This is a genomic window from Xanthomonas sp. AM6 (assembly GCF_025665335.1).
GTDB lineage: Bacteria > Pseudomonadota > Gammaproteobacteria > Xanthomonadales > Xanthomonadaceae > Xanthomonas_A.
The window spans coordinates 1,740,681-1,765,386 of record NZ_CP106869.1; the positions used below are offsets into that span (position 1 = coordinate 1,740,681).

Genomic DNA, 24,706 nt, shown 5'->3' on the forward strand with positions numbered 1-24,706 from the left:
AGCAGGGAACGTTCGCACGTGATCAAACCGCAATTGCCGTCCAACGAAGCCGAACGCCTGGCCGCGCTGCGCCAGCTGCAGATCCTGGACACGCCGGCCGAGGCCGCGTTCGACGACCTGACCATGGTCGCGGCCACGATCTGCGCCACGCCGCAGGCGGCGCTGACCCTGATCGACGCGCAGCGGCAGTGGTTCAAGGCGGCCACCGGCGCGGCGCGCGGGGAAGCGCCGCGCGCGATCTCGTTCTGCGCCCACGCCATCCTCGATCCGGACCGGATCCTGCTGGTCGAGGACACGCTGCAGGACCCGCGTTTCCACGACAATCCGATGAGCATCGGCACGCCGCCGGTGCGCTTCTACGCCGGCGCCCCGCTGCTCAGCCAGGACGGCTTCGCGCTGGGCACGCTGTGCGTGTTCGGCGACCACCCCGCGCACCTGAGCCAGGAGCAGCAGCGGGCGCTGATGGCGCTGTCGCGGCAGGCCTCGTACCTGGTGCAGCTGCATTCGGTCAGCCGCCGCCTGGAAAAGCAGCTGCGCGAACGCGACTGGTACGAGCAGCAGCTGGCCCAGTACCAGGCGTCGCTGGAATCGCTCAACGCCGATCTGCTCGAACAGTCGCGCACCGATCCGCTGACCGGCCTGTTCAACCGCCGCGCGTTCGCCAGCGCGCTGCTGGTCAACGTGGAGGCGGCACAGCTCGATCCCACGCCGCTGGCCGTGGCCTTGCTGGACCTGGACTACTTCAAGAACATCAACGACCTGCACGGCCACGACAAGGGCGATGCGGTGCTGCGGGCGCTGGCGGACATGTTGCGCGCGCAGGCGCCGCCGGGGTGCCTGGTGGCGCGCTACGGCGGCGAGGAGTTCGCGGTGCTGATGCCGGGACTGGACGCGCAGCAGGCCATGCACGAATGCGAGACCTTGCGCCAGGAAACCAGCCTGCTGCGGCTGGGTCTGCCGCTGACCGCCAGCTTCGGGGTGGCCGCGCATCTGCCGGGCGAGAGCGCCGAGCAATTGCTCAAGCGCGCCGACCTGGCGCTGTACCAGGCCAAGCGCGCCGGCCGCGACTGCGTCGCGCTGGCGGAGTGAGCGCGCGCGCTCCGCGCCGGCGCGTTCACTCCAGCGCGTTCTTCGCCTCGGAGGTGGCCAGCAGTTCCGGGTGCCGCAGCGGCTTGTCGCGGGTCAGCAGCGGATGCAGGAACACCGCGCCCAGGATCACCGCCACGCCCAGGTAGAACAGCGCGGTGAGCTGTTTCTGCTCGTCCAGCAGCACGATCGCGAACACGATCGCGTAGACCGGCTCCAGGTTGGTCACCAGCTGTACCGCATAGGCGCTGAGGCGGCGCAGCGCGACCAGCGCCAGGGCGAACGGCAGCAGCGTGCACAGCAGCGCCAGGGCCAGCAGCAGCGCGGTGTCGTGCAGGCTGGGCAGCACCAGCAGCGGACCGCTCAGCGCCGGCAGCACGAACGGCAGCAGCGGCGCCAGCAGGGTCAGGGTCAGGGTGCCGGCGCCCAGTTCCAGCGCGGTCACGGTCAGCGGGTCGGCATGGTCGACCAGGCGCTTGTTGAGCGAGCCGAACGCGGCGACGAACAGCGCCGACACCGCACCGATCGCCACGCCGGCGCGCATCCCGTGGGGGACGCCGCCGACCACCAGCGCCACGCCCGGCAGCACCGCCAGGCCGAACACCAGCTCGCTGGGGCGGAACGGACGCTTGGCCACCCACGGCTCGATCACCGCGGTGAACACCGGCGCCAGCGCGATGCAGGTCGCCGCCACCGAGGCGTTGGCCAGCTTGATCGCGCCATAGAACGTCAGCCAGTGCAGGCCGACCAGCGCGCCGACCGCGGCGTAGCCGAGCACCAGTTTCGGGGTCAGCGCGGCCAGGCCGCGCCACACCCGCGGCAACAGCGCCAGCGCCGCCACCACCATCAGCATCCGCCACCACACCAGCGGCAAGGCCGGCAGCGTGATCAGCTTGCCGAGGATCGCGGTGATGCCCCACAGCAGCACGCAGAAATGGATTTGCAGCTGGGCCTTGGTGGTGGGATGCAGGGGCATCTGCGTATTGTCGCGCGTCGAGGCTGGGAGTGGGGAATTGGGAATGGGAAAGCGGCATCGTGCGTGCGTGCCGCCGGCCGCCCTTCGAAGGCGCGCAGTGCATGGCCCCTCTCCCGTCGCGAGAAGGGTTGGGGTGAGAGGTCGGTGCGCAGCGTCTCGCGATGTTGGGGAGCAAGACGCTTCGCCCAATCCCCCTCCGGCTGCGCGTCGCGCCTCAGCGCTTGCCGAGTTCGGCCAGCAGCGCCATCGCCGCGGCCGGGTTGCGCTCCTTGGCGGCGCTGATGAAATACACGAAGACCTCGCGCGGCTTGGCCGGGGCCGCGGGCGTGCCGGCATGCGGCAGCGTGTCCGGGTCCTCGCCGCGGCGCCAGGCCTGCACGTGCGCGGCCCAGGCGCGCAGTTCCTTGGGCGGATAGCCATGCGCCAGGTTGGCGCGGCTGCGCATCAGCCGCGCGTAGACGAAGTCGGCGCCGAGATCGGCGAAGGACGGGTAGTCGGGCGAATCGGTGAACACCGTGGCCACGCCGTGGGTGCGGGCCAGGTCCAGCAGGCGCGGCCCGACGCTGGCCGGATCGCGCACTTCCAGCACGTGCCGCAGCCGGCGGCCGCCGCCCTGCTGCGGCAGCAGGTCCAGGAACACGGCCAGGTCGTCCAGGTCGAGGGTGCGGCCGTGTTCGAACTGCCACACCAGCGGGCCGAGCTTTTCGCCGAGGGTGACGATGCCGCCGATGAAGTCCTCGACCTGCGCGCCGGCACCGGCCAGCCGGCGCATGCCGGTGATGCGCTTGGGCGCCTTGGCCGAGAACAGGAAGCCGGGCGGCGTCTCGTCGCGCCAGCGCGCATAGGTGTCCGGCTTCTGCGCGCCGTAGTAGGTGCCGTTGATCTCGATGCTGTTGACGTGGCGGCTGGCGTACTCCAGCTCGCGGCGCTGCACCAGGCCCTGCGGATAGAACATGCCGCCGCGCCATGGCGCATAGGTCCAGCCGCCGATGCCGACGCGGATGCCGTCGGGTGCGGCCGGAGCGGAGTCGAAGAGATCGGTCATGGCGGCAGGATCGGCAGCGGGCAGGCTGCGATTGTGCGCAGCGCAACGTCGGTAAAATGTGTGCGGGTGCCGGTTTTCGCATGCGCGCCATGCGGTGGGCGCGCGCGGGTTGCTGCGCTGCCGCCGTCGTGCGGCGGCGCGTCCATCCCCCGGTGTGCCGTCATGATGCGATCGTGCCGCAGGGCGGATGACCTTGCCGGCGCATGCGGATCGTGCGCGCCCGCGCAACGCATGTGCGCCTGGCGGGTGCCTGTGGGTGCCGCCGCGGGCGGGGTTTCCGCCTCCGCGTGCCGCCGCCTGCCGCTGCGCCGTCGTCTACCCGGCCGCCGCCGTGCCCGCCAGGGCGGCGCCGACCCGCGCGCGCTCGGCGTCCATGTCGGCCAGCGGCCGCACCTCGATGCTGCCGAAGCGCGACCAGGGGAAATGCGCGGCGATGCGCAGCGCCTCGTCGTGGTCGCGGGCGTTGATCAGGTTGAAGCCGGCGAGCAGTTCGCGGGTCTCGGCGAACGGGCCGTCGGTGATGCGCGCCTGGCCCTGGCGTGTGCGCAGGGTGCGGGCCGCGGCCACCGGCTGCAGTTGCTGCGCCAGCACCAGGGTGCCTTCGGCCTGCAGCGCATCGGCATGCTGCAGGCAGTCGTGCATCAGGCGATCGTATTCCTCGCCGGGCAGCGCCTGCAGCAGCGATTCGTCGATATAGATCAGCAACAGGAATTGCATGGGAGCGACCGGGCGGGCAGGGAGGCGCCCATGATCGCGCAGCTCGGCGCGCAGGCGTGTTGCAGCGCCGCATCCGGACGCCGCCCGCTCGCGCAGTTTTTTTTCGCCGGCATGTCGATTCGCGTCCCTTCGGGGCGTCGTACTCCATGAACGGCCCGGCCAGCGGGCCGCACCCAGGAGCAAACCGATGAAAGTGATGGTGTTGGTCAAGGCGTCAGCCGATTCCGAAAGCGGGCGCCTGCCCAGCGAGGAGGAGTTCCGCGCGATGGGCGCCTACAACGCGCAATTGATCGAGGCCGGGATCATGCTCGCCGCCGAGGGCCTGCATCCGAGTTCGCGCGGGCGCCGCGTGCGGTTCGAGCAGGACCGGCGGCAGGTGATCGATGGCCCATTCGCCGAAACGCGCGAACTGCTGGCCGGGTTCTGGCTGTGGCAGGTGCGCTCGCTGGACGAGGCCACCGAGTGGCTCAAGCGCGCCCCGTTCGACGTGGGCTTCGAGGTCGAACTGCGCCAGATCATGGACATGGAAGATCTCGGGCCGACCTTCACCGCCGAGCTGCGGCAACAGGAACAACGCCTGCGCGAGCGCATCGGCAGCGCCGACTGAGCCGCGCCGGCACGCACATCCCTATCAAGGAGAACACCGATGAAACTGATTCCGTTCCTGAGCTTCGACGGCAACACCCGCGAGGCGATGGCGTTCTATGCCCAGGCCCTGGGCGGCAGCGTCGTGTCCGAGATGCGCTACCGCGACATGCCGCCCGGCGACGGCATGGACGGCTGCGGCGAGATGCCGCCGGCCACGCTCGACCAGGTCGCGCACAGCCAGCTCGAAGCCGGCGGCGCGGTGCTGATGGCCGCCGACGGCCCGTCGCCGCCTGGCGCTGGCAGCACCACCATCAACGTCGAGGTGGACACGGTGGAAGAGGCCGAACGGGTGTTCGCCGCGCTCGGCGACGGCGGCCAGGTGCGCATGCCGATCGGCGAGACGTTCTGGGCGCACCGCTGGGGCATGCTGGTGGACCGCTACGGCAAGCCGTGGATGGTCAACTGCATGAAACAGCCGTGATCGCCGCACCATCCCTGACCCCTTCGATCGAGGAAGACACGCCATGACCGATTCGCCACAGATGATCTTCGTCAACCTGCCGGTGCGCGACCTGGAGGCCTCCAGGGCCTTCTTCGCGGCACTGGGCTACAGCTTCAATCCGGCCTTCAGCGACGACAAGGCCGCCTGCATGGTGGTCAGCGACAGCATCTTCGTGATGTTGCTGACCGAGCCGTTCTTCGCCGGCTTCACCAACAAGCCGATCAGCGACGCGCGCGTCGGCACCGAAGTCATCGTCGCCTTGTCGGCGTCCAGCCGCGAGGCGGTCGACGCCACGCTGGACAAGGCGCTGGCCGCCGGCGCGCGCGAACCGCAGCCGGCGCGCGACTACGGCTTCATGTACCAGCGCGGGTTCGAGGACCCCGACGGCCACCTGTGGGAGCTCGCGCACATGAGCGGCGAGCCGGGCTGAGCGGTGACGGCGTTCGCCGCGGCTTGTGCCGCGCCGCGCGCGGTGCTCTGATTCCGCGCATGGACATCGCACTCACGCAGCGCCTGGAAGCGGTCTGGCGCATGGAAGCGCCGGGCCTGATCGCCCGGGTTACCCGGCTGCTCGGCGGCGACGTCGGCCGCGCCGAGGAACTGGTGCAGGACACCTGGCTGGCCGCGCTGGAGCGCTGGCCCGCGCAGGGCATTCCCGACAACCCCGGAGCGTGGCTGATGACCACCGCGCGCAATCGTGCCATCGACGTGCTGCGCCAGCACCAGCGGATCGCCGGCCAGCACGCGCAATGGGGCGAGGCCCTGGAACCGCAGCCGCTGCCGGCGCCGGACGACAGCGATGCGCTGGAGGACGACATCGGCGACGACCTGCTGCGGCTGATGTTCGTGGCCTGCCATCCGTTGCTGCCGGCCGACGCGCGGGTCGCGCTGACCCTGCGCCTGCTCGGCGGCCTGAGCACGGAGGAGATCGCCCGCGCCTTCCTGCTGCCGGAGCCGACCATCGCCCAGCGCATCGTCCGCGCCAAGCGCACGCTGGCGCAGAAGCGGGTGCCGTTCGAGGTGCCGCGGCAGGCGGCGCTGCCGCAGCGCCTGGCCTCGGTGCTGGAAGTGATCTACCTGGTGTTCAACGAAGGCTACGCGGCCAGCGCCGGCGACGACTGGATGCGCCCGGCATTGTGCGAGGAAGCGCTGCGGCTGGGCCGGGTACTGGCGCATCGGCTGCCGGCGTGGCCGCAGGTGCACGGGCTGCTGGCGCTGATGGAACTGCAGGCCTCGCGCAGCGCGGCGCGGGTGGGCGCCGACGGCAGCCCGGTGCTGTTGCCCGACCAGGACCGCGCGCGCTGGGACTGGCTGCAGATCGCGCGCGGCCAGGCCGCGCTGCAGCGCGCGCAGGCGCTGGGCGGTGGCGACGACGCCTACGTGCTGCAGGCGGCCATCGCCGAATGCCATGCATGCGCGCGGCACGCCGAGGACACCGACTGGGCGCGGCTGGCGGCGCTGTACGCGCGGCTGGCGCAGTTGCATCCCTCGCCGGTGGTGGAACTCAACCGCGCGGTCGCGGTCGCGCGCGCGCAGGGCGCGGCGGCGGCCTGGGCGCTGCTGCTGCCGCTGCGCGAGGACCCGCGGCTGCGCGACTACGCGCCGCTGGCGGCGGCCTGCGGCGACGTGCTGCAGCGCCTGGGCCGCACCGACGAGGCCCGCGCGGCGTTCGCGCAGGCGGCCGCGCTCAGCGCCAACGCGCGCGAGAAGCAGGCGCTGCTGGCGCGGGCCGCGGCGCTGTAGCGCGGCACTGCCGCGCATGCCCGTGCTGGCCTACACTCGGTCCTGCCGCGGCGGCGCCGAGGCGATGCCGCCGGTGGGCCGCAGGGCGGGCCGGGGCTAGGTTTTTTCGCGGACCGATCGGTGTCGGGTCGGCGATGGCGATGCGTTGCGAACGCACACTCCGTGCGCATTGCCGCATGCCATCGCGATGGCGCCGGTAGCGGACGACGTCTTTCTTTTTTCAGGAGCGATGGATTTGAAGAGCATGTCGATGGGCTGCGGGCTGCTGTTGGCGATGAGCGTCACCGCACAGGCGCAGGCGCCCGCCGCGGCGCAGGCCACGCTGCCGCCGGCGCTGCAGGACCTGGACGCGCGGGTGGAGCGCGTGCGCAAGCAGTTCGACGTGCCCGGCATCGCCATCGCCATCGTCAAGGACGGGCAGGTGGTGCTGGAGCGCGGCTACGGCGTGCGCGAGCTCGGCAAGCCGGAGCCGGTGGACGCGCAGACCCTGTTCGCGATCGCCTCCAACACCAAGGCGTTCACCGCCGCCGCGCTGTCGATCCTGGCCGACGAGGGCAGGCTGAAACTCGACGACCGGGTGATCGAGCACCTGCCGTGGTTCCAGATGGCCGATCCGTACGTGACCCGCGAGATGCGCGTGCGCGACCTGCTCAGCCACCGCAGCGGGCTGAGCCTGGGCGCCGGCGACCTGCTGTTCTGGCCGGCCACCAGCTACAGCAACGAGGAGGTGGTGCGGCGCCTGGCGCAGGTGCCGCTGAAGGGCGGCTTCCGCGACCGCTACGCCTACGACAACATCCTGTACGCGGTGGCGCAGAAGGTGATCGAGCAGGTCTCGGGCCAGTCCTATGCCGAGTTCGTGCGCCAGCGCATCTTCGTGCCGGTGGGCATGCGCGGCGCGCGCATCAACAGCGACCACCTGCAGCCCGGCGACCGCGCCGCGGTCGGCCACGCCAAGTTCGATTTCCGCGAGCTGCGCACGGTGCCGCCGCTGACCTGGTCGAACAATGCCGGCGCCGGCGGCATCTACGCCAGCGTGCACGACATGGCCAAGTGGATGCAGGTGCAGCTCGACGGCGGGCGCCTGCCGTCCGCCGACGGCCAGGAGCGGCACCTGTTCAGCGCGCAGCGGCAGCAGGAGATGTGGCAGGTGATCACGCCGATCGCCATCGCCGAGCCGAGCGTGCCGGAACTGCTGCCGGCCAGGCCGAACTTCGCCGGCTACGGCGAGGGCTGGAGCCTGAGCGACTACCGCGGCAACAAGCTGGTCTGGCACACCGGCGGCTGGCCCGGCATGGTGTCGCGGCTGACCCTGGTGCCGGAGCGCAAGCTTGGCGTGATCGTGCTGACCAACCAGGAAGTGGGCGCGGCGTTCAACGCGCTCACCCTGCAGGTGCTCGACGCCTACCTCGGCGCGCCGCCCACCGACTGGACCGCCGCCTATGCGGCCGCGGTGGCCAAGGCCGATGCGAACGCCGACGAGGACTGGCGCAAGCACCTGGCCGCGCGCGACGCCAAGTCCAAACCGTCGCTGCCGTTGGCCGGTTATGCCGGTACCTATCGCGATCCGTGGTACGGCGACGTGGCCATCGCGCAGCGCGGCAAGCAGCTGGAACTGCGCTTCGGCAAGACCGCGCAACTGGTCGGCACGCTGGAGCACTGGCAGCACGACACCTTCATCGTGCGCTGGCGCGACCGCTCGCTCAACGCCGACGCCTTCGTCAACTTCGCGCTGACCCCCGACGGCAAGGTGCGCGAGGTGCGCATGGAGGCGATCTCGCCGCTGACCGATTTCAGTTTCGATTTCCAGGATCTGGTGTTGACCCCGGTCGCCGACGCGCCGTGAGCGCGGCCATGCCGATGCTCTCGCACGTGCATCTGGGTGTGAACGATTTCCCGGCCGCGTTCGCGTTCTACGCGCCGCTGCTGCAGGTGCTGGGGCTGCAGCTGAAGTTCCGTGACGACATGCGTGGCTGGGCTGGCTGGACGGCGCCGGACGCACCGCGGCCGCTGCTGCTGATTGGCCGTGCCTGGGATGGGCAGGCGGCGACGCCAGGCAACGGGCAGATGCTCGCGCTGCAGGCGGCGAGCAGGGCACAGGTGGACCGCTGCCACGCGCTGGCGCTAGCCCAGGGCGCACGCTGCGAAGGCGTGCCTGGGCTGCGCGCGCACTACCATCCGGACTACTACGGCGCGTACTTCCGCGACCTGGACGGCAACAAGCTGTGCGTGTGCTGCCACCGCGCGGAGTGAGGCGACGAAGCCGGAATACGTTCAGCTACGGTGGCAGTCGCGACTGAAGCGCCACCCACAGGAAGCCGGATCGGCCGTGCGGTTGGCCTTCGATGTGCGAAGCCTGTTGCAGGAGCGGTCGCGACATCGAGGTCGGAAGGGCCCCACGGCAACGGGCGTGAGTCCGTAGATCCTGTGCGGTGCCCTTTGGCTGGTAGCAAGGCACGATGCCATCTGCGCCATTCCCGTGGGATCGCCGGTCGCGGTCGCCAGACAGCCCGCCGCACGTTGCGCATGTCGCGCCGCCGTTCAGCGTCCTGTCGAAGGCGCACCCAGCGAGTCGCGCAGCAGCAGGCGGTGCGGCAGGGTTTCGCAGGCCGGCGGCTGCGGTGCGCGCAGCCGCTCCAGCAACAGTTCCAGCGCGCGTCGGCCCATCTGTTGCAACGGCTGCTGCACCGTCGACAGCGCCGGCGATACCTGCTGCGCGACCAGCGTGTCGTCGAAGCCGCACACCGACAGGTCCGCGGGCACGCGCAGGCCGCGCAGGCTGGCGCTGCGCAGCACGCCGGCGGCCATCTCGTCGTTGGCGGCGAACACCGCGCTCGGGCGCTGGCGCTGCCCGAGCAGGCGCTCGGCGGCTTCGACGCCGGAGGTGAAGTCGAAGCGCCCCGGCACCACCAGGCGCGGGTCGTAGGCGATGCCGGCGGCGGCCAGCGCGTCGCGGTAGCCGGCCAGCCGCCATTGGCTCGCGCCATGGCCGGGCAGGCCGCGGATGTGGGCGATGCGGCGATGGCCGAGGCGCACCAGTTCGTCGACCAGTTCGCGCGCGGCGCGGCGCTCTTCCAGCCGTACCCCGGGCCAGTCGCGCTGGCGCCGCGGCGAGATGCAGGCCAGGGGGATGCCTTCGGCGTCGAGCCGGCGCAGCAGCGGCGTGTCGTCGGTCAGCGGCGGGATCAGCAGCAGTCCGTCGATGTGCTGGTGCCGTGCCAGCGCGACCAGCGTATCGGCGTGGTCGGCGCGGCTGCGGTCCACCGGCGCCAGCATCAGCGTATAGCGCTGCGCGCGGCAGGCGGCGAGTACGCCGTTCTGGATTTCCATCTGGTAGTACGAGGGATTGTCGTAGGCCAGCGCCACCGCGTAGGAGCGCTGGCCGGCCAGGCTGCGCGCCGACGGATTGGGCTGGTAGCCCAGCCGCTGCATGGTCTGCTCGACCTTGCGCCGGGTCTGCTCGCGCACGTTGGGCTCGCCGTTGATGACCCGCGACACGGTCTTCATCGACACGCCGGCGCGCGCGGCCACGTCCTCGATACGCAGGCCCGGCGTGGCGCGCTTGCTCACCGCGCCACGCCTGCGGCCGGTGCCGGCCACACGAAACTGGCCAGGCTGCGCGCCGGCACGCTGTAGCGGAAGCCGCGCGCGCCTTCGGCAACCGTCACCACCCGCGCGCGATCGGCGCTGTTGACCACCACCAGCACCCGCGCGCCGTCCGGGTTCAGGAACGCCACGTTGTCCATGCCTTCGCCGCCCTCGCTGGAATCGATGCGCCAGGCCTGCGGGCGCACGAAGCGGCTGGCATGGGCGAGCGCATAGTACTCGTCGCTGCGCACCACGCGCTCGCCGCGCGGATCGATGTCGACCACGCCGCGGCAGGTGCCGCAGCCGCCGGCATGCGGGCCGCCCTGCAGGTCCAGCGCCAGGTTCCAGAACAGCACCCCGCGCGCGCCGTGGCGCACCGACTGCACGATCAGCCGCCGCGCCTGCAGGGTCAGGCCGCCGCTGCGCAGCGGCTCCCAGTCGCCGCCGGAGCACTCGGTCATGTAGGCGTCCTTGTCCGGATGGGCCGCCTGCACCGGACTCTGCGCCGCCGGATCGCCGGCGTAGCAGTGCCAGGCGACGCCGGCGACGTGGCGCCGCGCCTGCGCATCGGCCAGCACCGCCAGCGGCTCCTGCGGCTGGTCCCAGTTGTGGTCCCAGTCGAAGATCAGCGGCGCGCCGCCGCGCGCGTCGAGCAGCGGGCCGAGGTGGCGGCCGATCAACTGCGCACGCTGCGCCGCGTCCAGGCGCATGCCGGGATAGTCGGGCGGCGTGAAGCCCGGCTCGTTCTGCAGGGTGAGCGCGAAGATCGGCACGCCGGCCTGCGCATAGGCATCGACGTAGCGCAGCAGGTAGCGGGCGAAGGCGTCGTAGTGCTCGGGCTTGAGCGTGCCGCCGATCAGGCTGCCGCTGCTCTTCATCCACGCCGGCGCGCTCCACGGCGAGGCCATGATCTTCAGGTCGGGATTGATCGCCAGCGCCTGCCGCGCGACCGGCAGCACGTCGTCGCGGTTGGGCGCGATGCTGAAATGCGCCAGCGCCGGATCCGGCGCATTGTCCGGGGTGTCGTCGAGGCTGTAGTGGCGGCGCGAGAAATCCGAGGCGCCGATGGTCAGCCGCGCGAAGCTCAGGCCCAGGCCGCCATCGGCGCGCCCGAACAGTTCGCGCATCAGCGCGTCGCGGCGCGCCGGCGGCAACTGCTGCAGCACCCAGGCCGAGGAATCGGTGATAGAGGCGCCGAAACCGAGCATGCGCTGGCGCCGTGCCGCGGCATCGATGCGGATGTCGGCCTGCGCGAGCGCTTCCCAGCGTGCGGCCGGCGCCGGCGCGAGCGCCAGGCGATGGTCCTGGGTGGTGATCCAGACCTGCACGTCGCCCGGCGGCGGCGCTGGCCGCGCGCCGAAGACGGCGCCGGTCCACGCCAGCAACGCGCCGCACAACGCAGCCGCCACCCGTTGCCGCACCGCGCGCGCGGCGGCCGGACGCTGCGCAAACCGCGTGCTGCGCCGCAGCGATTCGGCATGGCACGGCGCCGTGGCGGCGGGAAAGTTCGTCGATTTGCGTGGCTGCGGCATGTCTGGCTCCTCCGGGCATTGACCGCACTGGATACGACGGGTATGACAGCGCTGTCAAAAATGCCGGGAGAGGGCATCACATGAGGGGCATGCAGGAATTCTTCGAGGACCGCGCGCGGCGCGGCGTACCGGCGCGGCGCTTGCTGGCGATCGCCTGTTGCGTCGCCGCGCTGCAGCAGGCGCACGCGCAAACCGCCGGTGCCGCCGCGCCGGCGCAGCAGGACGCGGTCAGCACGCTGGATGCGGTGCGCGTCACCGGCATCCGCCACGCGATCGAGACCGCGGTGGAAACCAAGAGCGAGTCGTCGCTGATCGTGGAGGCGATCTCGGCCGAGGACATCGGCAAGCTGCCCGACGTGAGCATCGCCGATTCGATCTCGCGCCTGCCCGGCGTCGCCACCCAGCGCGTGGACGGGCGCTCGCAGGTGATCAACATCCGCGGCATGTCCGAGCAGTTCGTCGGCACCACGCTCAACGGCCGCGAACAGGTCAGCACCGGCGACAGCCGCGGCGTGGAGTTCGACCAGTTTCCGGCCGAGCTGATCAATGCCGTCACCGTCTACAAGACTGCCGACGCCGCGGTGATCGGCCAGGGCCTGTCCGGCACCGTGGATCTGAAGACGATCCGCCCGCTGGACCTGGGCGAGCGCCGCATCGTGGTCAGCGGCAACGGCGAGAAGAATTCCTTCGGCAAGCTCGGCGACGACGGCCACGACCGCGGCTATCGCGCCGCGGCGTCCTACGTGGACCAGTTCGCCGGCGACACCATCGGCGTCGCCCTGGGCGTGGCGCGGCTGAATTCGCCGTTCCAGGAAAAGCACTACAAGGCGTGGTGGTGGGGCAACCCGGACAGCTGGGGCGCCACGCAGCCCGGCAAGCCGCCGGGCGCGGTGGCGCTGCAGGGCTCGGAGGCGTGGATCAAGTCGCGCGAGCTGACCCGCGACGGCGTGATCGGCACGCTGGAGTACAAGCCGAACGAACACTTCCACAGCGTGCTCGACGGCTACTGGTCCAAGTTCGACCAGCAGGAAACCATGCACGGGGCGATGTGGTCGAACGCGCCCGACTTCAGCAATGCGCTCGGCCAGCAGGTGTCCTACACCGACATCGCCACCACCGACCGGCAGGGCGTGCCGGTCATCACCCAGGGCACCCTGAGCGGGGTGCAGCCGGCAGTGCGCAACGACCGCAACGACCGCCAGGACAAGCTGCTCTCGCTCGGCTGGACCAACACGCTGCGCTGGGAGCCGTGGTCGCTGAGCCTGGACCTGAACTATTCGCGCGCCGAGCGCCGGCAGTCGCAGCTGGAAACCTACGCCGGGCTGGCCGATCCGCAGGACATCGGCTTCGACCTGCCGCTGAGCAACGATTTCGCGCGCTATTCGCTCGCCGACCTGGCCGATCCCGGCGCGGTGTACCTGTGGGACCCGCAGAAGTGGGGGCACGACGGGCGCCTGGAGAATTCCTGGCAGAAGGACGAGATCAAGGCCGGCCGCCTGGAGTTCAACTACGCCGTCGATACCGCGCTGGTGCGCAGCTTCGACCTCGGCGTGAACGTCAACCGCCGCAGCAAGGACAAGCGCGCCGACGTGTACTTCGCCGACCTGCCGGGACGCACGCCGACCCTGGTCGATCCGGCGCTGCTGTACGCGCCGACCTCGCTGGGCTTCGCCGGCATCGGCAATATCCTCAGCTTCAACCCGCGCTCGGTGCTGTCGCGTTACTACAACGTGGCCCTGTCCGAGAGCAACGACGACCTGCGCAAGGACTACGTGGTCGACGAGGACGTCAACACCTACTACCTGCGCGCCAACATCGACATGGACCTGGGCGAGCGCGTGCGCGTGCGCGGCAACGCCGGTCTGCAGTACATCAGCACCGAGCAGTCCTCCACCGGCTTCAACGCCAGCGGCGGCGCGGTGGTCGGCGCGCAGACGCTGGGCGCGCGCTACCACGACGCGCTGCCGAGCCTGAACCTGGTGTTCGACTTCGGCGACGGCTGGATGGCGCGCCTGGGCGCGGCCAAGCAGCTGATGCGCCCGCCGATCAACTACCTCAGCGCCGACGCCAGCGCCGCGGTGGACACCACCACCGGGCTGTGGAGCGGCAGCGGCGGCAACCCGACGCTGCAGCCGTACCGCGCCGATGCGGTCGACCTGTCGCTGGAAAAATATTTCGGCTCGGCCAGCTACGTGAGCCTGGCGCTGTTCTACAAGGACCTGCAGACCTACATCTACCGGCAGAACCTGAGCTGGGACTTCACCGGCTACAACCCGGACGGGCAGACCCCGGTGTCCAACATCGGCACCTTCAGCACCTGGGCCAACGGCAGCGGCGGCTACATGCGCGGCATCGAGTTCGCCGCCAGCGTCACCGGCGACGTGTTCAGCGAACGCCTCGACGGCTTCGGCGTGCAGTTCAACGGGTCCTACACCGAATCGTCGATCGATCCCGACCCCAGCGACAATTCGCCCGGCACCGACACCATCCCCGGCCTGTCCAAGATCGTCGCCAACGCCACCGTGTTCTACGAGAAGCACGGCTTCGGCGCGCGCGTCAGCCAGCGCTACCGCGACGCCTACCGCGGCGAGTACGGATCGCTGTTCGGCCAGCGCAGCTACCGCAATACGCTCAGCGAACGCGTCACCGACCTGCAGCTGAGCTACGACTTCCCCGACAGCAGCCGGCTCAAGGGCCTGTCGCTGATGTTCCAGGTCAACAACCTGACCAACGAGGCGTTCCGCACCGAAGTCAGCGCCGCCGGCGTCTCGACCACGCTGTTCCTGCCCGAGGAATACACCGAGTACGGGCGCCAGTACCTGCTCGGCTTCCGCTACAAGCTCTGACGCGGGCGGCGCCCCGCATCCACGACCGGCGCCGCGCCGCCGCGCGGCGCCGCGACCGCACTTCGATGGAGGAAACAGGATGTCCAGACCGCATGCCCTGGCCCGCGCCATGCTCGCCGCCGTCACTCTCGCCGCCGCAGCCGAGGCCGCGCCGCCGTCCGCGCCGCCGGCGCCGTTGCGCGACTGGCCGGCGCTGCGCAGCGCGGTGGCGCCCGATCCGGCGATCGAGGCCAGGGTCGCGCAGATCCTGGGCGGCATGACCCTGGCGCAGAAGGTCGGGCAGATGACCCAGGCGGAAATCAAGTCGATCACCCCCGAGCAGGTGCGCCAGTACCACATCGGCTCGGTGCTCAACGGCGGCGGCTCGTGGCCGGGCAAGGACAAGCACGCGCGCGTGGGGGATTGGCTGCGGCTGGCCGATGCCTATTACCGGGCCTCGATGAGCACCGATGCGGCGGTGCCGATCCCGATCATCTGGGGCACCGACGCGGTGCACGGGCACAGCAACGTGTACGGCGCCACGCTGTTCCCGCACAACATCGGCCTGGGCGCGGCGCGCGACCCGGCGCTGGTGGAGCAGGTCGCGCGCGCCACCGCGCAGGGCAGCCGCGCCACCGGCATCGCCTGGGCGTTCGCGCCGACGCTGGCGGTGGCCGAGGACACGCGCTGGGGCCGCACCTACGAGAGCTTCTCCTCCGACCCCGCGCTGGTCCGCGAGTACGGCGCCGCCTACGTGCGCGGCATGCAGGGCCGGCTCGGCGACGACGCCAGCGTGCTGGCCACCGCCAAGCACTATCTCGGCGATGGCGCTACCGAGCACGGCCAGGACCAGGGCGTGGCGCGGATCGACAAGGCGCGCATGCTCAACGTTCACGGCCAGGGCTACTACGGCGCGATCGCGGCCGGCGTGCAGACGGTGATGGCCTCCTACAGCAGCTGGAACGACGTCGCCGCTGGGGTCGACTACGGCAAGATGCACGGCGCCGCGCCGCTGCTGAGCGAGGCGCTGAAGCAGAAGATGGGCTTCGACGGCTTCGTGGTCTCCGACTGGAACGGCATCGGCCAGGTGCCGGGCTGCAGCAACGCCAGCTGCGCGCAGGCGATCAACGCCGGCATGGACATGGTGATGGTGCCCGACGACTGGAAGGCGTTCATCGACAACACCGTCGCCCAGGTCCAGGCCGGGCAGATCCCGCAGGCGCGCATCGACGATGCGGTGCGGCGCATCCTGCGGGTCAAGCTGCGCGCCGGCTTGTTCGCGCACGCGCCTTCGGCCAGCCGCTACGCGGGCCGCGAGGATGCGTTGCTGCACCGCGAGCTGGCGCGGCGCGCGGTGCGCGAATCGCTGGTGCTGCTGAAGAACGAGCAGTCCGCGCTGCCGCTGCGCCGCGGCCAGCGTCTGCTGGTGGTCGGCAAGAGCGCCGACCGCATCGCCGACCAGGCCGGCGGCTGGTCGCTGACCTGGCAGGGTACCGACAACGGCAATGCGGACTTCCCCAACGCGCAAAGCATCCTGGCGGGCCTGCGCGAGGTGGGCGGCGCCGAGCGGGTGCGCTACGCCGAATCGGTCGCCGCCGCCGCGCCGGGCAGCTACGACGCCATCGTCGCGGTGATCGGCGAAACGCCCTATGCCGAAGGCAGCGGCGACATCGTCGCCTCCAGCACGGTGGCGCACAGCCAGCGCCATCCGGAAGACCTGAAGACGCTGCAGGACGCGGCCGCGACCGGCAAGCCGGTGATCGCGGTGCTGCTGTCCGGGCGGCCGCTGTACGTCAACGACCTGCTCAACCTGTCGCAGGCCTTTGTCGCCGCCTGGCTGCCGGGCAGCGAGGGCGGCGGGGTGGCCGACGTGCTGTTCGGTGGCGCGCACGATTTCCGCGGCCAGCTGGGCTTCCCATGGCCGGGGCAGGCGTGCCCGCCGCCGGTGGCGCCGGCCGATCCGGCGCGGCCGCCGCTGTTCGCGGTCGGCTATGGATTGCGCTACGCCCGCGGTGGCCGGGTCGGCGCGCTGCCGGTGCAGGTGCCGGCCAGCTGCGGCGCGGCCACCACGCTGCCGGTGTTCAACCTGCGCGACGCCGCGCCGTTCGCGCTGAAGCTGGCCGCGCGCGGCCAGGAGCGCGCACTAGGCGACGACCTCAATGCGGCGCTGGACTGGCCGCAGCCCGATCCGGCGCTGCGCGTGCGCACGGTGCAGGTCAACACTCAGCAGGACGCCAAGCAGGTGACCTGGCTTGCGCCGGCGCGGCTGTTCGCCAGCAGCGCTGGCGGCCGGAACCTCAATGCGCTGGCGCAGGCGCAGGCCGCCCTGCAGTTCGACGTGCGGGTGGAGCGCGCGCCGACCAGGCCGGTGACGCTGCGCCTGGGCTGCGTGCGCGGTTGCGGCGACGGCGTGGACATCGCGCCGTTGCTGGCCGCGGCGGGATCCGGCAAGCGCACCGTGACCGTGCCGTTGGCCTGCTTCGCCAAGCGCGGCGCCGACCTGGGCGGCATCGACATGCCGTTCGCGGTCGACGCCGATGCGCCGTTCGCGGCGGCGTTCACCCGCATCCAAGTGGTGGCCGGCGCCGCGGAGGCGGCCGACGCGCTGCGTTGCGAGTAGTTGGGGCCGGGATTCGGGATTCGGGATTCGGGATTCGGGATCGGGGATTGGGGATTGGGGATTGGGGATGACCGGGCGTTCGGTGTGGAGCACAGGAATTCGGGATTTGCCTACGCCCGTGGGGCGGATCGTGTGACGTCGGGGCGGGGCGGGGTGGGCGTGGTGGCTCCGCCGCGCGCATCCGCCGCAACCGTCGTGAAGTGACGGGCGGTGGAGGAGCGGTCGCGCCGCCGCGCACGGGGCTGCGGCGTGCCTGCATGACGCCGCGCTCGGGCGCAAGCCGCTACGGAGCCTGCTGCGCTTGACGCGCGATACGCTACCCTGGCGCCCCGTTGGCCGCTGGCGTTTTCGATGTTTCGCTGGTTCGAATCCCTGATCGAGGTCTTCCCGAAGATCGAGACCGCGATGCCGCCGCGCGGCGTGGCGCGCTTCTACCTGCACTACCTGCGGCCGCTGTGGCCGCTGCTGCTGGCCACGCTGGTGGCGGGGCTGCTGCTGGCGCTGGTGGAAGTGGCGATGTTCGACTTCCTCGGCCGCATCGTCGACATGCTCGCCGAGCGGCCGGGCCCGGAGTTCTTCCGCCGCCACGCCGGCGAGCTGCTGTGGATGGCGGCCATCGTGCTGGTGGCGCGGCCGCTGTTCGTGGCGCTGCACAACCTGCTGGTCAACCAGGCCATCGTGCCCGGCCTGAGCAACCGCTCGCGCTGGCTGATGCACAACTACGTGGTGCGGCAGAGCCTGGGCTTCTTCCAGAACGACTTCGCCGGGCGCATCGCCAACCGGGTCATGCAGACCGGCACCTCGCTGCGCGAGTCGGCGGTGCAGATGGTCGATGCGCTGTGGTACATCGCGGTCTACACCGGCAGCGCGCTGTGGCTGTTCGCCCAGGCCGATCCGTGGCTGATGGCGCCGCTGCTGGTGTGGCTGCTGGTGTACGTGGGCCTGATGGTGTACTTCGTGCCGCGGATGAAGCAGCGCGCGTGGATCGCCTCGGATGCGCGCTCCAAGGCGATGGGCCGCATCGTCGACGGCTACACCAACATCGCCACGCTCAAGCTGTTCTCGCACGCCGGGCGCGAGCAGGCCTACGTGCGCGAGGCGATCGGCGAACTGGCGGCCAAGCATCGCCGGCAGACCCGCATGACCACGGCGATGGACACCGCCATCGCCGTCGCCAACGGTTTCCTGATCGCCGCCACCTGCGCGCTGGCGCTGTGGCTGTGGAGCCGCGGCCAGATCAGCGTGGGCGCCATCACCCTGGCCACCGGCCTAGTGATCCGCATCCACAACATGTCCGGCTGGATCATGTGGACGGTCAACGGCATCTTCGAGGACATCGGCGCGGTGCAGGACGGCATGGAGACGATCGCGCAGCCGGCGCAGGTGCAGGACCGTGCCGACGCGGTGCCGCTGCGCGTGGAGCGCGGCGACGTGCGCTTCGAGCACGTCCATTTCCATTACGGCAAGCGCGGCGGCGTGATCGCCGGGCTCGACCTGCAGGTGCGCGCCGGCGAGAAGATCGGCCTGGTCGGGCCGTCCGGCGCCGGCAAGTCGACCCTGGTCAACGTGCTGCTGCGGCTGTACGACCTGGAGAGCGGGCGCATCCTGATCGACGGGCAGGACATCGCCGGGGTCACCCAGGAAAGCCTGCGCGGGCAGATCGGCCTGGTCACCCAGGACACCTCGCTGCTGCATCGCTCGATCCGCGACAACCTGCTGTACGGCCGGCCCGACGCCAGCGAGGCGCAGCTGCGCGCCGCGGTGGCCAAGGCGCGCGCCGCCGAGTTCATCGAGCACCTGGTGGACGGCGAAGGCCAGCGCGGCTACGACGCGCAGGTCGGCGAGCGCGGGGTCAAGCTGTCCGGCGGCCAGCGCCAGCGCATCGCCATCGCCCGCGTGCTGCTCAAGGACGCGCCGATCCTGATCCTGGACGAGGCCACCTCGGCGCTGGATTCGGAAGTGGAAGCGGCGATCCAGGACAGCCTGGACGAACTGATGGCCGGCAAGACGGTGATCGCGATCGCGCACCGCCTGTCGACCATCGCGCGGATGGACCGCCTGGTGGTGATGGACCAGGGCGCGATCGTCGAGACCGGTACCCACGCCGAACTGGTCGCGCGCGGCGGCCTGTACGCCCGGCTATGGGCGCGGCAGACGGGCGGCTTCGTCGCGGGCTGAGGTTGCTTGCGGTCGCCAACCAACGAGGGTCACTTGTAGGAGCGACTTCAGTCGCGACGGGCATTACCGGGACGGCCCGTCGCGACTGAAGTCGCTCCCACAACATCCCGCTGACCGGCGCCATCGCATTCGCGCTGCCGCCCCACAGTTTGCTGCGCAAACCGTGGGCCCCGGCTCATCACTTTCCAGATCCCCCGCGCCTGTCGGCGCGCCCCCCTCGACTCAAGGGGGGCTGTTCTCCAGAAAGACTGCGCGGGCATCAGACGCGGCAAACCGCCTCTACGAATCCCCAATCTCCAATCCCGAATCCCAGCCCCTCACTGGATCGGCTCGTCCAACATCAGCTCCCGCACGAACCGCACCGGCGGCGCGCCGTAGGACAGCACCTGGTCGTGGTAGGCCTTGAGGTCGAAGGTGTCGCCGAGCTTGGCCTGCATCGCCTTGCGCAGGTCCAGGTGTTCCTGCACGCCGACGAAATAGGTCGGCAACTGCGCCGAGGTCAGCTGCGCGCGCACCCACTTGCCCTCGGCTTCGCTCTGCTGCTGGAAGGTGTCGTGCACCATCAACTGCATCGCCTGTTCCTTGCTCCAGTTGTCCACGTGCACGCCCTGGTCGAGCAGGGCATTGGCGAGGGTGCGCAGGTAGAACTTCAGCTGCACCAGGTGGAACAGCGGATCGTTGTCCAGGTAACCCTGCTCCTGCATCATCCGCTCGGTGTACACCGCCCAGCCCTCGGCGAACACGCCCGAGCGCAGCACGCCGCGCAGCGTCGAGGGGAACTTGGCCGAGTGCCAGCCTTCCACGTAGTGGCCGGGCACGCCTTCGTGGATGCTCAGCAGGTGGATCATGCGGCCGTTGTATTCGCGCAGGAACGATTCGGCCTGCTGCGCGCTCCAGTCGTCGGGGATCGGCGACACCGCGTAGAAGGTCTTCAGGTTCTTGTCCAGCGGGCCGGGCGAGTCGCAATAGGCCACCGCCACGCCGCGCTGGAATTCGGGCATCAGGATGATGTCCACCGGCGCGTCGGGCAGGGTCAGCAGGTTCTTGCGGCGCACGAACTCGGTGGAGGAGGCCAGCGAGGCCTTGGCGTCCTCGACCACCTTGTCGCGCGCCGGGTGCTGCGCGTAGGCCAGTTCCAGCGCGGCCTCGATCGCGGCCTGCTGCTGCGCGTCGTCCGGCGCGTCGACCAGCGCCGGCGCGTTGGGCTTGTCCTTCAGCACGGTGCGGGCGATGCCGTACATCTCCGCGCGCGCGCGCTTGAGCTCGGCCTCGGCGCGCTGCTTGATCTCCGCGCGCGACAGCGAGGAGTTCAGCGCGAACTTCAGCTTCTGGTCGTACTGCTCCGCGCCGATGCGGAAATCGCCCTTGGCGTTGGGCACCAGGGTCTTGTCCAGCCAGGTCTGCTGCTCGGCCACGGCCTTCTTCAGCCCGTCGATCGCCGCCTGCAGGCGCTGCGCGTCGGCCGCGGGCAGTTCCTTGACGTGCGGGGCGATGAAGGTGTCGACGATGCTGAGAATGCCCTGGTTCTGCTTGGCCACGGTCTTGGCGTGGATCTGCGGCACCCGTGCCGGGTCCAGGTTCGCGCGCGCCTGCGCGAACAGCGCCGGGATCTTCTCCATGCGCGCGGTGGCCGCTTTCAGCCGCTCCGGCAGCGGCGCGAACTCGCGCGCCATCAGCCCGTAGATCGCGCCGCCGGCCAGGCCGTTGTAGAGCTGCGGATCCCAGGCCCAGCTCTGCGCCACTTCGCTGTTCCAGATGTCCGACTGCAACTGGTTGCGCAGGATCGCCGCGTCCACCTGGTTCTCGCGCGAGAGCTTGGCCGCGTCCAGCTTGTCCAGCTCGGCCAGCAACTGCTTGCTCGCGTCCAGGCTCTTCTGCCGGCCGGCGGTGCTGAGATCGTCCAGTTCGCTGTCGTAGCGGTGGTCGCCGGTCTGGGTGGCGCCGACCGGGGACAGCTGCATCCAGGTGTCCACGGCGCGCTTGGACAGCGCGGCGAAGGCGGCGTCGGCGGCCGCGTCGGGCGCGGTGGCGGCGCTGCCGGGTGCGGCGGCGGACGGCGGCGTGGACGGAGCATCGGCGGACGGCTGGCAGCCGGCGAGGGCGGCGAGCAGGGCGGCGGCGAGCAGGTGCTTGCGCATCGGGGTTCCTGTGGTGGGTCGATCCACCAGCATAGGCGGCCGCCGCCGCCCGCGCACCTGCCGTTGGATTACCCTTGCGCTTTGGTCCTCAGGAGCGCAGGGATGAACTACACGGGCAGCTGCCATTGCGGCCGCATCGCATTCGAGCTGGAAACCGACGCGCCGATCGCCGAGGTCTACGACTGCAACTGCTCCATGTGCCGGCGCCGCGGCGGGCTGCTGTGGTTCGGCGCGCGCGCGGCGCTGGCGCTGCGCAGCGCGCCGGAAACTCTGGGCACCTACCGCTTCAATCGCCAGCACATCGACCATCATCATTGCCCGGATTGCGGCATCGCCCCGTTCAGCGAGGGCACCCACCCGAAGACCGGCGAGGCGACGGTCGCGGTCAACGTGCGCTGCCTGCCGCAGCTGGACCTGGCGGCGCTGCAGGTGCACACCGTGGACGGGGCGAGCCTGTGAGGGCGCTGCCATCGCATTGGAGCGTGCCGCTGCTGTTGGCGCTGGCGGTCGCAGGCTGTTCCAAACACGACAGCGCCGCCGATGCCGGCGGCGCGAGCCTGGCCGAAGCGCCGGCGGCGGCGCCGACCGCCGACGGCCGTGCGGCGATGCTGGCCTACGAGCACGAGGTGAGCGTGCAACTGCCAGCGGCGCAGATCGAGGCGCGGCTCAAGCAGGCCCAGGACAGCTGCCTGAGCGGGCGCTTCGGCGCCTGCAACGTGCTGTCGGTGGAGCAGCGCGGCGGCGAGCACCCGCAGGCCGCGCTGAGCGTGCGCATCGTGCCGGCGGGCGTGGAGCCGCTGATCGCGCAGGCCGGCAACGGCGGCGAGATCGGCAGCCGCAGCACCCGCGCCGAGGACCTGGCGCAGGCGGTGCAGGACAACGCCGCGCTGCAGCAGCGGTTGCAGGCCGAGCAGCGCCGCCTGCAGGAGTTCCAGCAGCGGCGCGACCTCAGCGTGGCCGACATGATCAGCCTGTCGGAGAAGATGGCCCAACTCGACACGCAACTGCTCGCGGCCAGCCAGGACGCGGCGCAGCATCGCCGGCGCATCGAGACGCAGCGGCTGACCTTGCAGTTCGCCACGCCCGACGGCGAGCGCGGCCGCAGCGAGATCGGCGAGGCGTTCGCCGACACGGGCGCGATCTTCGCGTCCGCGACCGCCTGGGCGATCCGTGCGGTCGCGGCGTTGACGCCGTTCCTGCTGCTGGGCGCGGTGCTGTGGTGGCTGGTCGCCTGGCTGCGCCGGCGCCGCAGGCGCGCCTGAGCGGCGCCCGGTGTAGGAGCGACTTCAGTCGCGACGGGCTCTACCGGTAGAGCCCGTCGCGGCTGAAGCCGCTCCTACAGTCTTAAATAGCCGGGAGAAAAGGCCTCAGCCTTCGTCCTGCTCGAACTCCACGATCACTTCCAGGTCGAAGGCCAAGGCCTCCACCGCTTCGCGCACCTTTTGCGCGGTGGCCAGATTGCCGGCCTCGATCTCGACTTCGTGGGTGCCAGGCCCCTGGTCGTCGGGCAGCCCGGCGGAGCTGGAATCGTCGTCGTCCATATGGCTCATCAGGTCGTCGATCTCCTCGACGTGCTCGATGCCTTCCAGGCTGCCGAGCAGGTTGATGATGGCGCGGGCGTCGTCTTCGCTGCCGGTGATGCGGATACGGAGCTGGGGCATGGGCCTTTCTCTGGAGGGGGGAAGGCAAGGCTAGGCAGGCGGCGGCTAAGGCGAAGTGATGACGGCGTGGCGCGGGTGCGGCGCCGCGGCATCCTGCGCGGCCTCGTCCAACACCGGCGCCAGCAATGCCGTGGCCGCCGCGCGCAGCATCGCCGGGGCGATGTAGTGGCGGTGGCCGCGCGCGATCAGCGCCATGTACAGGCGGCCGAACCAGTTGCGGCAGGCCACGCGCGTGTCCAGGCTCAGTTCCACGCTGCCGTCCTCGGCCACCTCCACGCCCACGCAACTGCGGAACGCCAGATGCCGGTCGTCGGCGCCGAGCAGCACCTGCGCGCGCCGGCCGTGCGCGGCGTGCGCGTGTCCCAGCACCGGGAAGCGGCCGGCGAACAGGCGCTCGCGCTGCGGCGACAGCAGCGAGGACACCGGGCAGCCCAGCGGCGAGGTGCGCAAGCGCAGCGGCGCGACCAGCGCGTTGCGGATCCGCATCAGCCAGGTCACCCCGAGCGGCGGGCGCTGCATGAAGCCGTCCAGCAACGCCACCAGCAGCGCGTGCGCGCCGCGCTGGCGCAGCTGGTGCGCCTGCAGTCGCAGGCGCACGCTGTCCTGGTGATCGTGCGCGGGCAGTTCGCGCCACAGCAGCGAGCCGGGCACCGGCTGCGGCAGCGAGCGCACCGGCGCCAGCCGCGGCGCCAGCGCGACGAAGCCGGGCGGGTGCCGCCACCTGCCCAGCGCCTGGCGCAAGCGCCCGCTGCGCGCGCGCAGGTCCGCGCACCAGGCCAGCCGCCGGCTGCCGGGCGAGGCGGACAGCGACAGGCGCACGGTCGGCACCTGCAGCGCCTGCGCCTGCGGCGAGGCCAGCAGCGCGGTCACCGCGTCCGGCAGCAGTTCGGTCAGCGTGGCGATGCCGGCGTCGCCGGCCAGCACCTGCGCGCGCACCTCGGCGCTCAGGTCGCCGCCGGCCTCGTCGCTGTGGCAGGACAGCGCGAAGAACGCCGGATGCGCCGCATTCGCGCGCAACGGCGCGAACTGGTGCCAGGTGCCGCCGCCGAAGCGCACGGTGAACAGGCAGTCGGCCGGCAGCTCGACGTGGCGCAGCGCGGCCAGGAAATGCTGCGGGTCCTGCTCGATCTGTTCCATCGACGCGGTGCAGAAGCGCAAGCGCGCGCCGCCGCTGCCGGTGATCGCGGTGAACATGCGGTGCCCGGCGTGGCGGTGGAAGGGATGCCCGTTCGCGCCGACCGCGAAGGAGAACAGCGCGGTGCGCTCGCCGTTGCCGAAATCGGTGCCGGCCAGCCGTGCCGACGGCTCGTCCAGCGCGTCGTGGAAGTTCGGGTGCGCGCGCTGGCGCACGCAGGCCTGGGCGATCAGCGGATCGCCGGCGCCGGCGCCGAGCTGCGCGATCAGCGTCACTTCCACCGGCAGGCCGCCGCTGTACGAGGCCAGGCGCACGGAGGGAAAGCCGGCCTGGGCGGCGGCGGTTTCGCGGAGCGGGGCACTGGACATCGGCGGG

20 protein-coding genes are annotated in these 24,706 nt (G+C 71.1%); 12 read left to right on the plus strand and 8 right to left on the minus strand.

Translation table 11 applies throughout. The annotated features are described in order from the left end of the window. Window positions 1–18: 18 nt before the first annotated feature. Window positions 19–1,089, plus strand: coding sequence for a GGDEF domain-containing protein (locus tag OCJ37_RS07185; protein ID WP_263112985.1), 1,071 nt, complete (start codon window positions 19–21; stop codon window positions 1,087–1,089). A gap of 25 nt (window positions 1,090–1,114) precedes the next feature. Here OCJ37_RS07185 and OCJ37_RS07190 read toward each other — a convergent pair whose 3' ends face one another. From OCJ37_RS07190 to OCJ37_RS07200, 3 genes are all read right to left on the minus strand, one after another. Next, complete coding sequence (locus tag OCJ37_RS07190; RefSeq protein ID WP_263112986.1) at window positions 1,115–2,062, minus strand: DMT family transporter; 948 nt, start codon at window positions 2,060–2,062, stop codon at window positions 1,115–1,117. A gap of 214 nt (window positions 2,063–2,276) precedes the next feature. Further along, window positions 2,277–3,107: a DUF72 domain-containing protein gene (locus OCJ37_RS07195; protein ID WP_263112987.1), complete on the minus strand. Its 831-nt coding sequence runs from the start codon at window positions 3,105–3,107 to the stop codon at window positions 2,277–2,279. A 315-nt stretch (window positions 3,108–3,422) separates the two neighbouring features. Beyond that, on the minus strand, window positions 3,423–3,824 hold the full coding sequence (locus OCJ37_RS07200; RefSeq protein WP_263112988.1) for a YciI family protein: 402 nt from the start codon (window positions 3,822–3,824) through the stop codon (window positions 3,423–3,425). Between the two features lie 187 nt (window positions 3,825–4,011). Between OCJ37_RS07200 and OCJ37_RS07205 the strand changes: the two genes are divergently transcribed. The 6 genes from OCJ37_RS07205 (at window position 4,012) to OCJ37_RS07230 (ending at window position 8,907) form a co-directional block, all read left to right on the plus strand. Then, window positions 4,012–4,431: a YciI family protein gene (locus OCJ37_RS07205; RefSeq protein ID WP_263112989.1), complete on the plus strand. Its 420-nt coding sequence runs from the start codon at window positions 4,012–4,014 to the stop codon at window positions 4,429–4,431. A gap of 39 nt (window positions 4,432–4,470) precedes the next feature. Continuing rightward, window positions 4,471–4,893 (plus strand): VOC family protein, encoded by a 423-nt coding sequence (locus OCJ37_RS07210; protein WP_263112990.1) that lies wholly within the window; start codon window positions 4,471–4,473, stop codon window positions 4,891–4,893. Window positions 4,894–4,936: 43 nt separating this feature from the next. Next, complete coding sequence (locus tag OCJ37_RS07215; protein WP_263112991.1) at window positions 4,937–5,344, plus strand: VOC family protein; 408 nt, start codon at window positions 4,937–4,939, stop codon at window positions 5,342–5,344. Window positions 5,345–5,403: 59 nt separating this feature from the next. Then, entirely contained in the window at window positions 5,404–6,657 is a 1,254-nt protein-coding gene (locus tag OCJ37_RS07220; protein WP_263112992.1) for an RNA polymerase sigma factor, read from the plus strand. A 235-nt stretch (window positions 6,658–6,892) separates the two neighbouring features. Then, window positions 6,893–8,500, plus strand: a complete 1,608-nt coding sequence (locus OCJ37_RS07225) for a serine hydrolase (RefSeq protein ID WP_263112993.1) — start codon at window positions 6,893–6,895, stop codon at window positions 8,498–8,500. Then, a complete protein-coding gene (locus OCJ37_RS07230) occupies window positions 8,497–8,907 on the plus strand; it encodes a VOC family protein (protein WP_317633220.1) in 411 nt (136 codons plus the stop codon). The genes OCJ37_RS07225 and OCJ37_RS07230 overlap by 4 nt, the downstream gene beginning before the upstream one ends. A 288-nt stretch (window positions 8,908–9,195) precedes the next feature. On the opposite strand, the gene OCJ37_RS07235 is transcribed toward OCJ37_RS07230, so the two are convergent. Beyond that, a complete protein-coding gene (locus OCJ37_RS07235) occupies window positions 9,196–10,224 on the minus strand; it encodes a LacI family DNA-binding transcriptional regulator (RefSeq protein ID WP_263112995.1) in 1,029 nt (342 codons plus the stop codon). Then, window positions 10,221–11,774 (minus strand): glycoside hydrolase family 30 protein, encoded by a 1,554-nt coding sequence (locus tag OCJ37_RS07240; RefSeq protein ID WP_263112996.1) that lies wholly within the window; start codon window positions 11,772–11,774, stop codon window positions 10,221–10,223. Before OCJ37_RS07240 ends, OCJ37_RS07235 begins: the two co-directional genes overlap by 4 nt. A gap of 89 nt (window positions 11,775–11,863) precedes the next feature. Between OCJ37_RS07240 and OCJ37_RS07245 the strand changes: the two genes are divergently transcribed. The 3 genes from OCJ37_RS07245 to OCJ37_RS07255 all read left to right on the plus strand — a co-directional run bounded on the left by OCJ37_RS07245 (window position 11,864) and on the right by OCJ37_RS07255 (window position 19,397). Further along, window positions 11,864–14,620 (plus strand): TonB-dependent receptor, encoded by a 2,757-nt coding sequence (locus OCJ37_RS07245; protein WP_263112997.1) that lies wholly within the window; start codon window positions 11,864–11,866, stop codon window positions 14,618–14,620. A 79-nt stretch (window positions 14,621–14,699) separates the two neighbouring features. Beyond that, a complete protein-coding gene (locus OCJ37_RS07250; RefSeq protein ID WP_263112998.1) occupies window positions 14,700–17,219 on the plus strand; it encodes a glycoside hydrolase family 3 protein in 2,520 nt (839 codons plus the stop codon). Window positions 17,220–17,570: 351 nt separating this feature from the next. Next, window positions 17,571–19,397 (plus strand): ABC transporter ATP-binding protein, encoded by a 1,827-nt coding sequence (locus OCJ37_RS07255; protein ID WP_263112999.1) that lies wholly within the window; start codon window positions 17,571–17,573, stop codon window positions 19,395–19,397. 317 nt (window positions 19,398–19,714) lie between these two features. On the opposite strand, the gene OCJ37_RS07260 is transcribed toward OCJ37_RS07255, so the two are convergent. Beyond that, window positions 19,715–21,535 carry a DUF885 domain-containing protein gene (locus OCJ37_RS07260; protein WP_263113000.1) on the minus strand — a complete coding sequence of 607 codons (1,821 nt, stop codon included), beginning with the start codon at window positions 21,533–21,535 and terminating at the stop codon, window positions 19,715–19,717. Between the two features lie 102 nt (window positions 21,536–21,637). Between OCJ37_RS07260 and OCJ37_RS07265 the strand changes: the two genes are divergently transcribed. Together OCJ37_RS07265 and OCJ37_RS07270 are read left to right on the plus strand one after the other, a co-directional pair. After that, window positions 21,638–21,994: a GFA family protein gene (locus OCJ37_RS07265; protein ID WP_263113001.1), complete on the plus strand. Its 357-nt coding sequence runs from the start codon at window positions 21,638–21,640 to the stop codon at window positions 21,992–21,994. A gap of 23 nt (window positions 21,995–22,017) precedes the next feature. Then, complete coding sequence (locus OCJ37_RS07270) at window positions 22,018–22,797, plus strand: DUF4349 domain-containing protein (protein WP_263113002.1); 780 nt, start codon at window positions 22,018–22,020, stop codon at window positions 22,795–22,797. A 105-nt stretch (window positions 22,798–22,902) separates the two neighbouring features. On the opposite strand, the gene OCJ37_RS07275 is transcribed toward OCJ37_RS07270, so the two are convergent. Further along, on the minus strand, window positions 22,903–23,196 hold the full coding sequence (locus OCJ37_RS07275) for a hypothetical protein (protein ID WP_184410501.1): 294 nt from the start codon (window positions 23,194–23,196) through the stop codon (window positions 22,903–22,905). A 45-nt stretch (window positions 23,197–23,241) separates the two neighbouring features. Then, on the minus strand, window positions 23,242–24,699 hold the full coding sequence (locus OCJ37_RS07280) for a DUF2867 domain-containing protein (protein ID WP_263113003.1): 1,458 nt from the start codon (window positions 24,697–24,699) through the stop codon (window positions 23,242–23,244). Window positions 24,700–24,706: the final 7 nt, after the last annotated feature.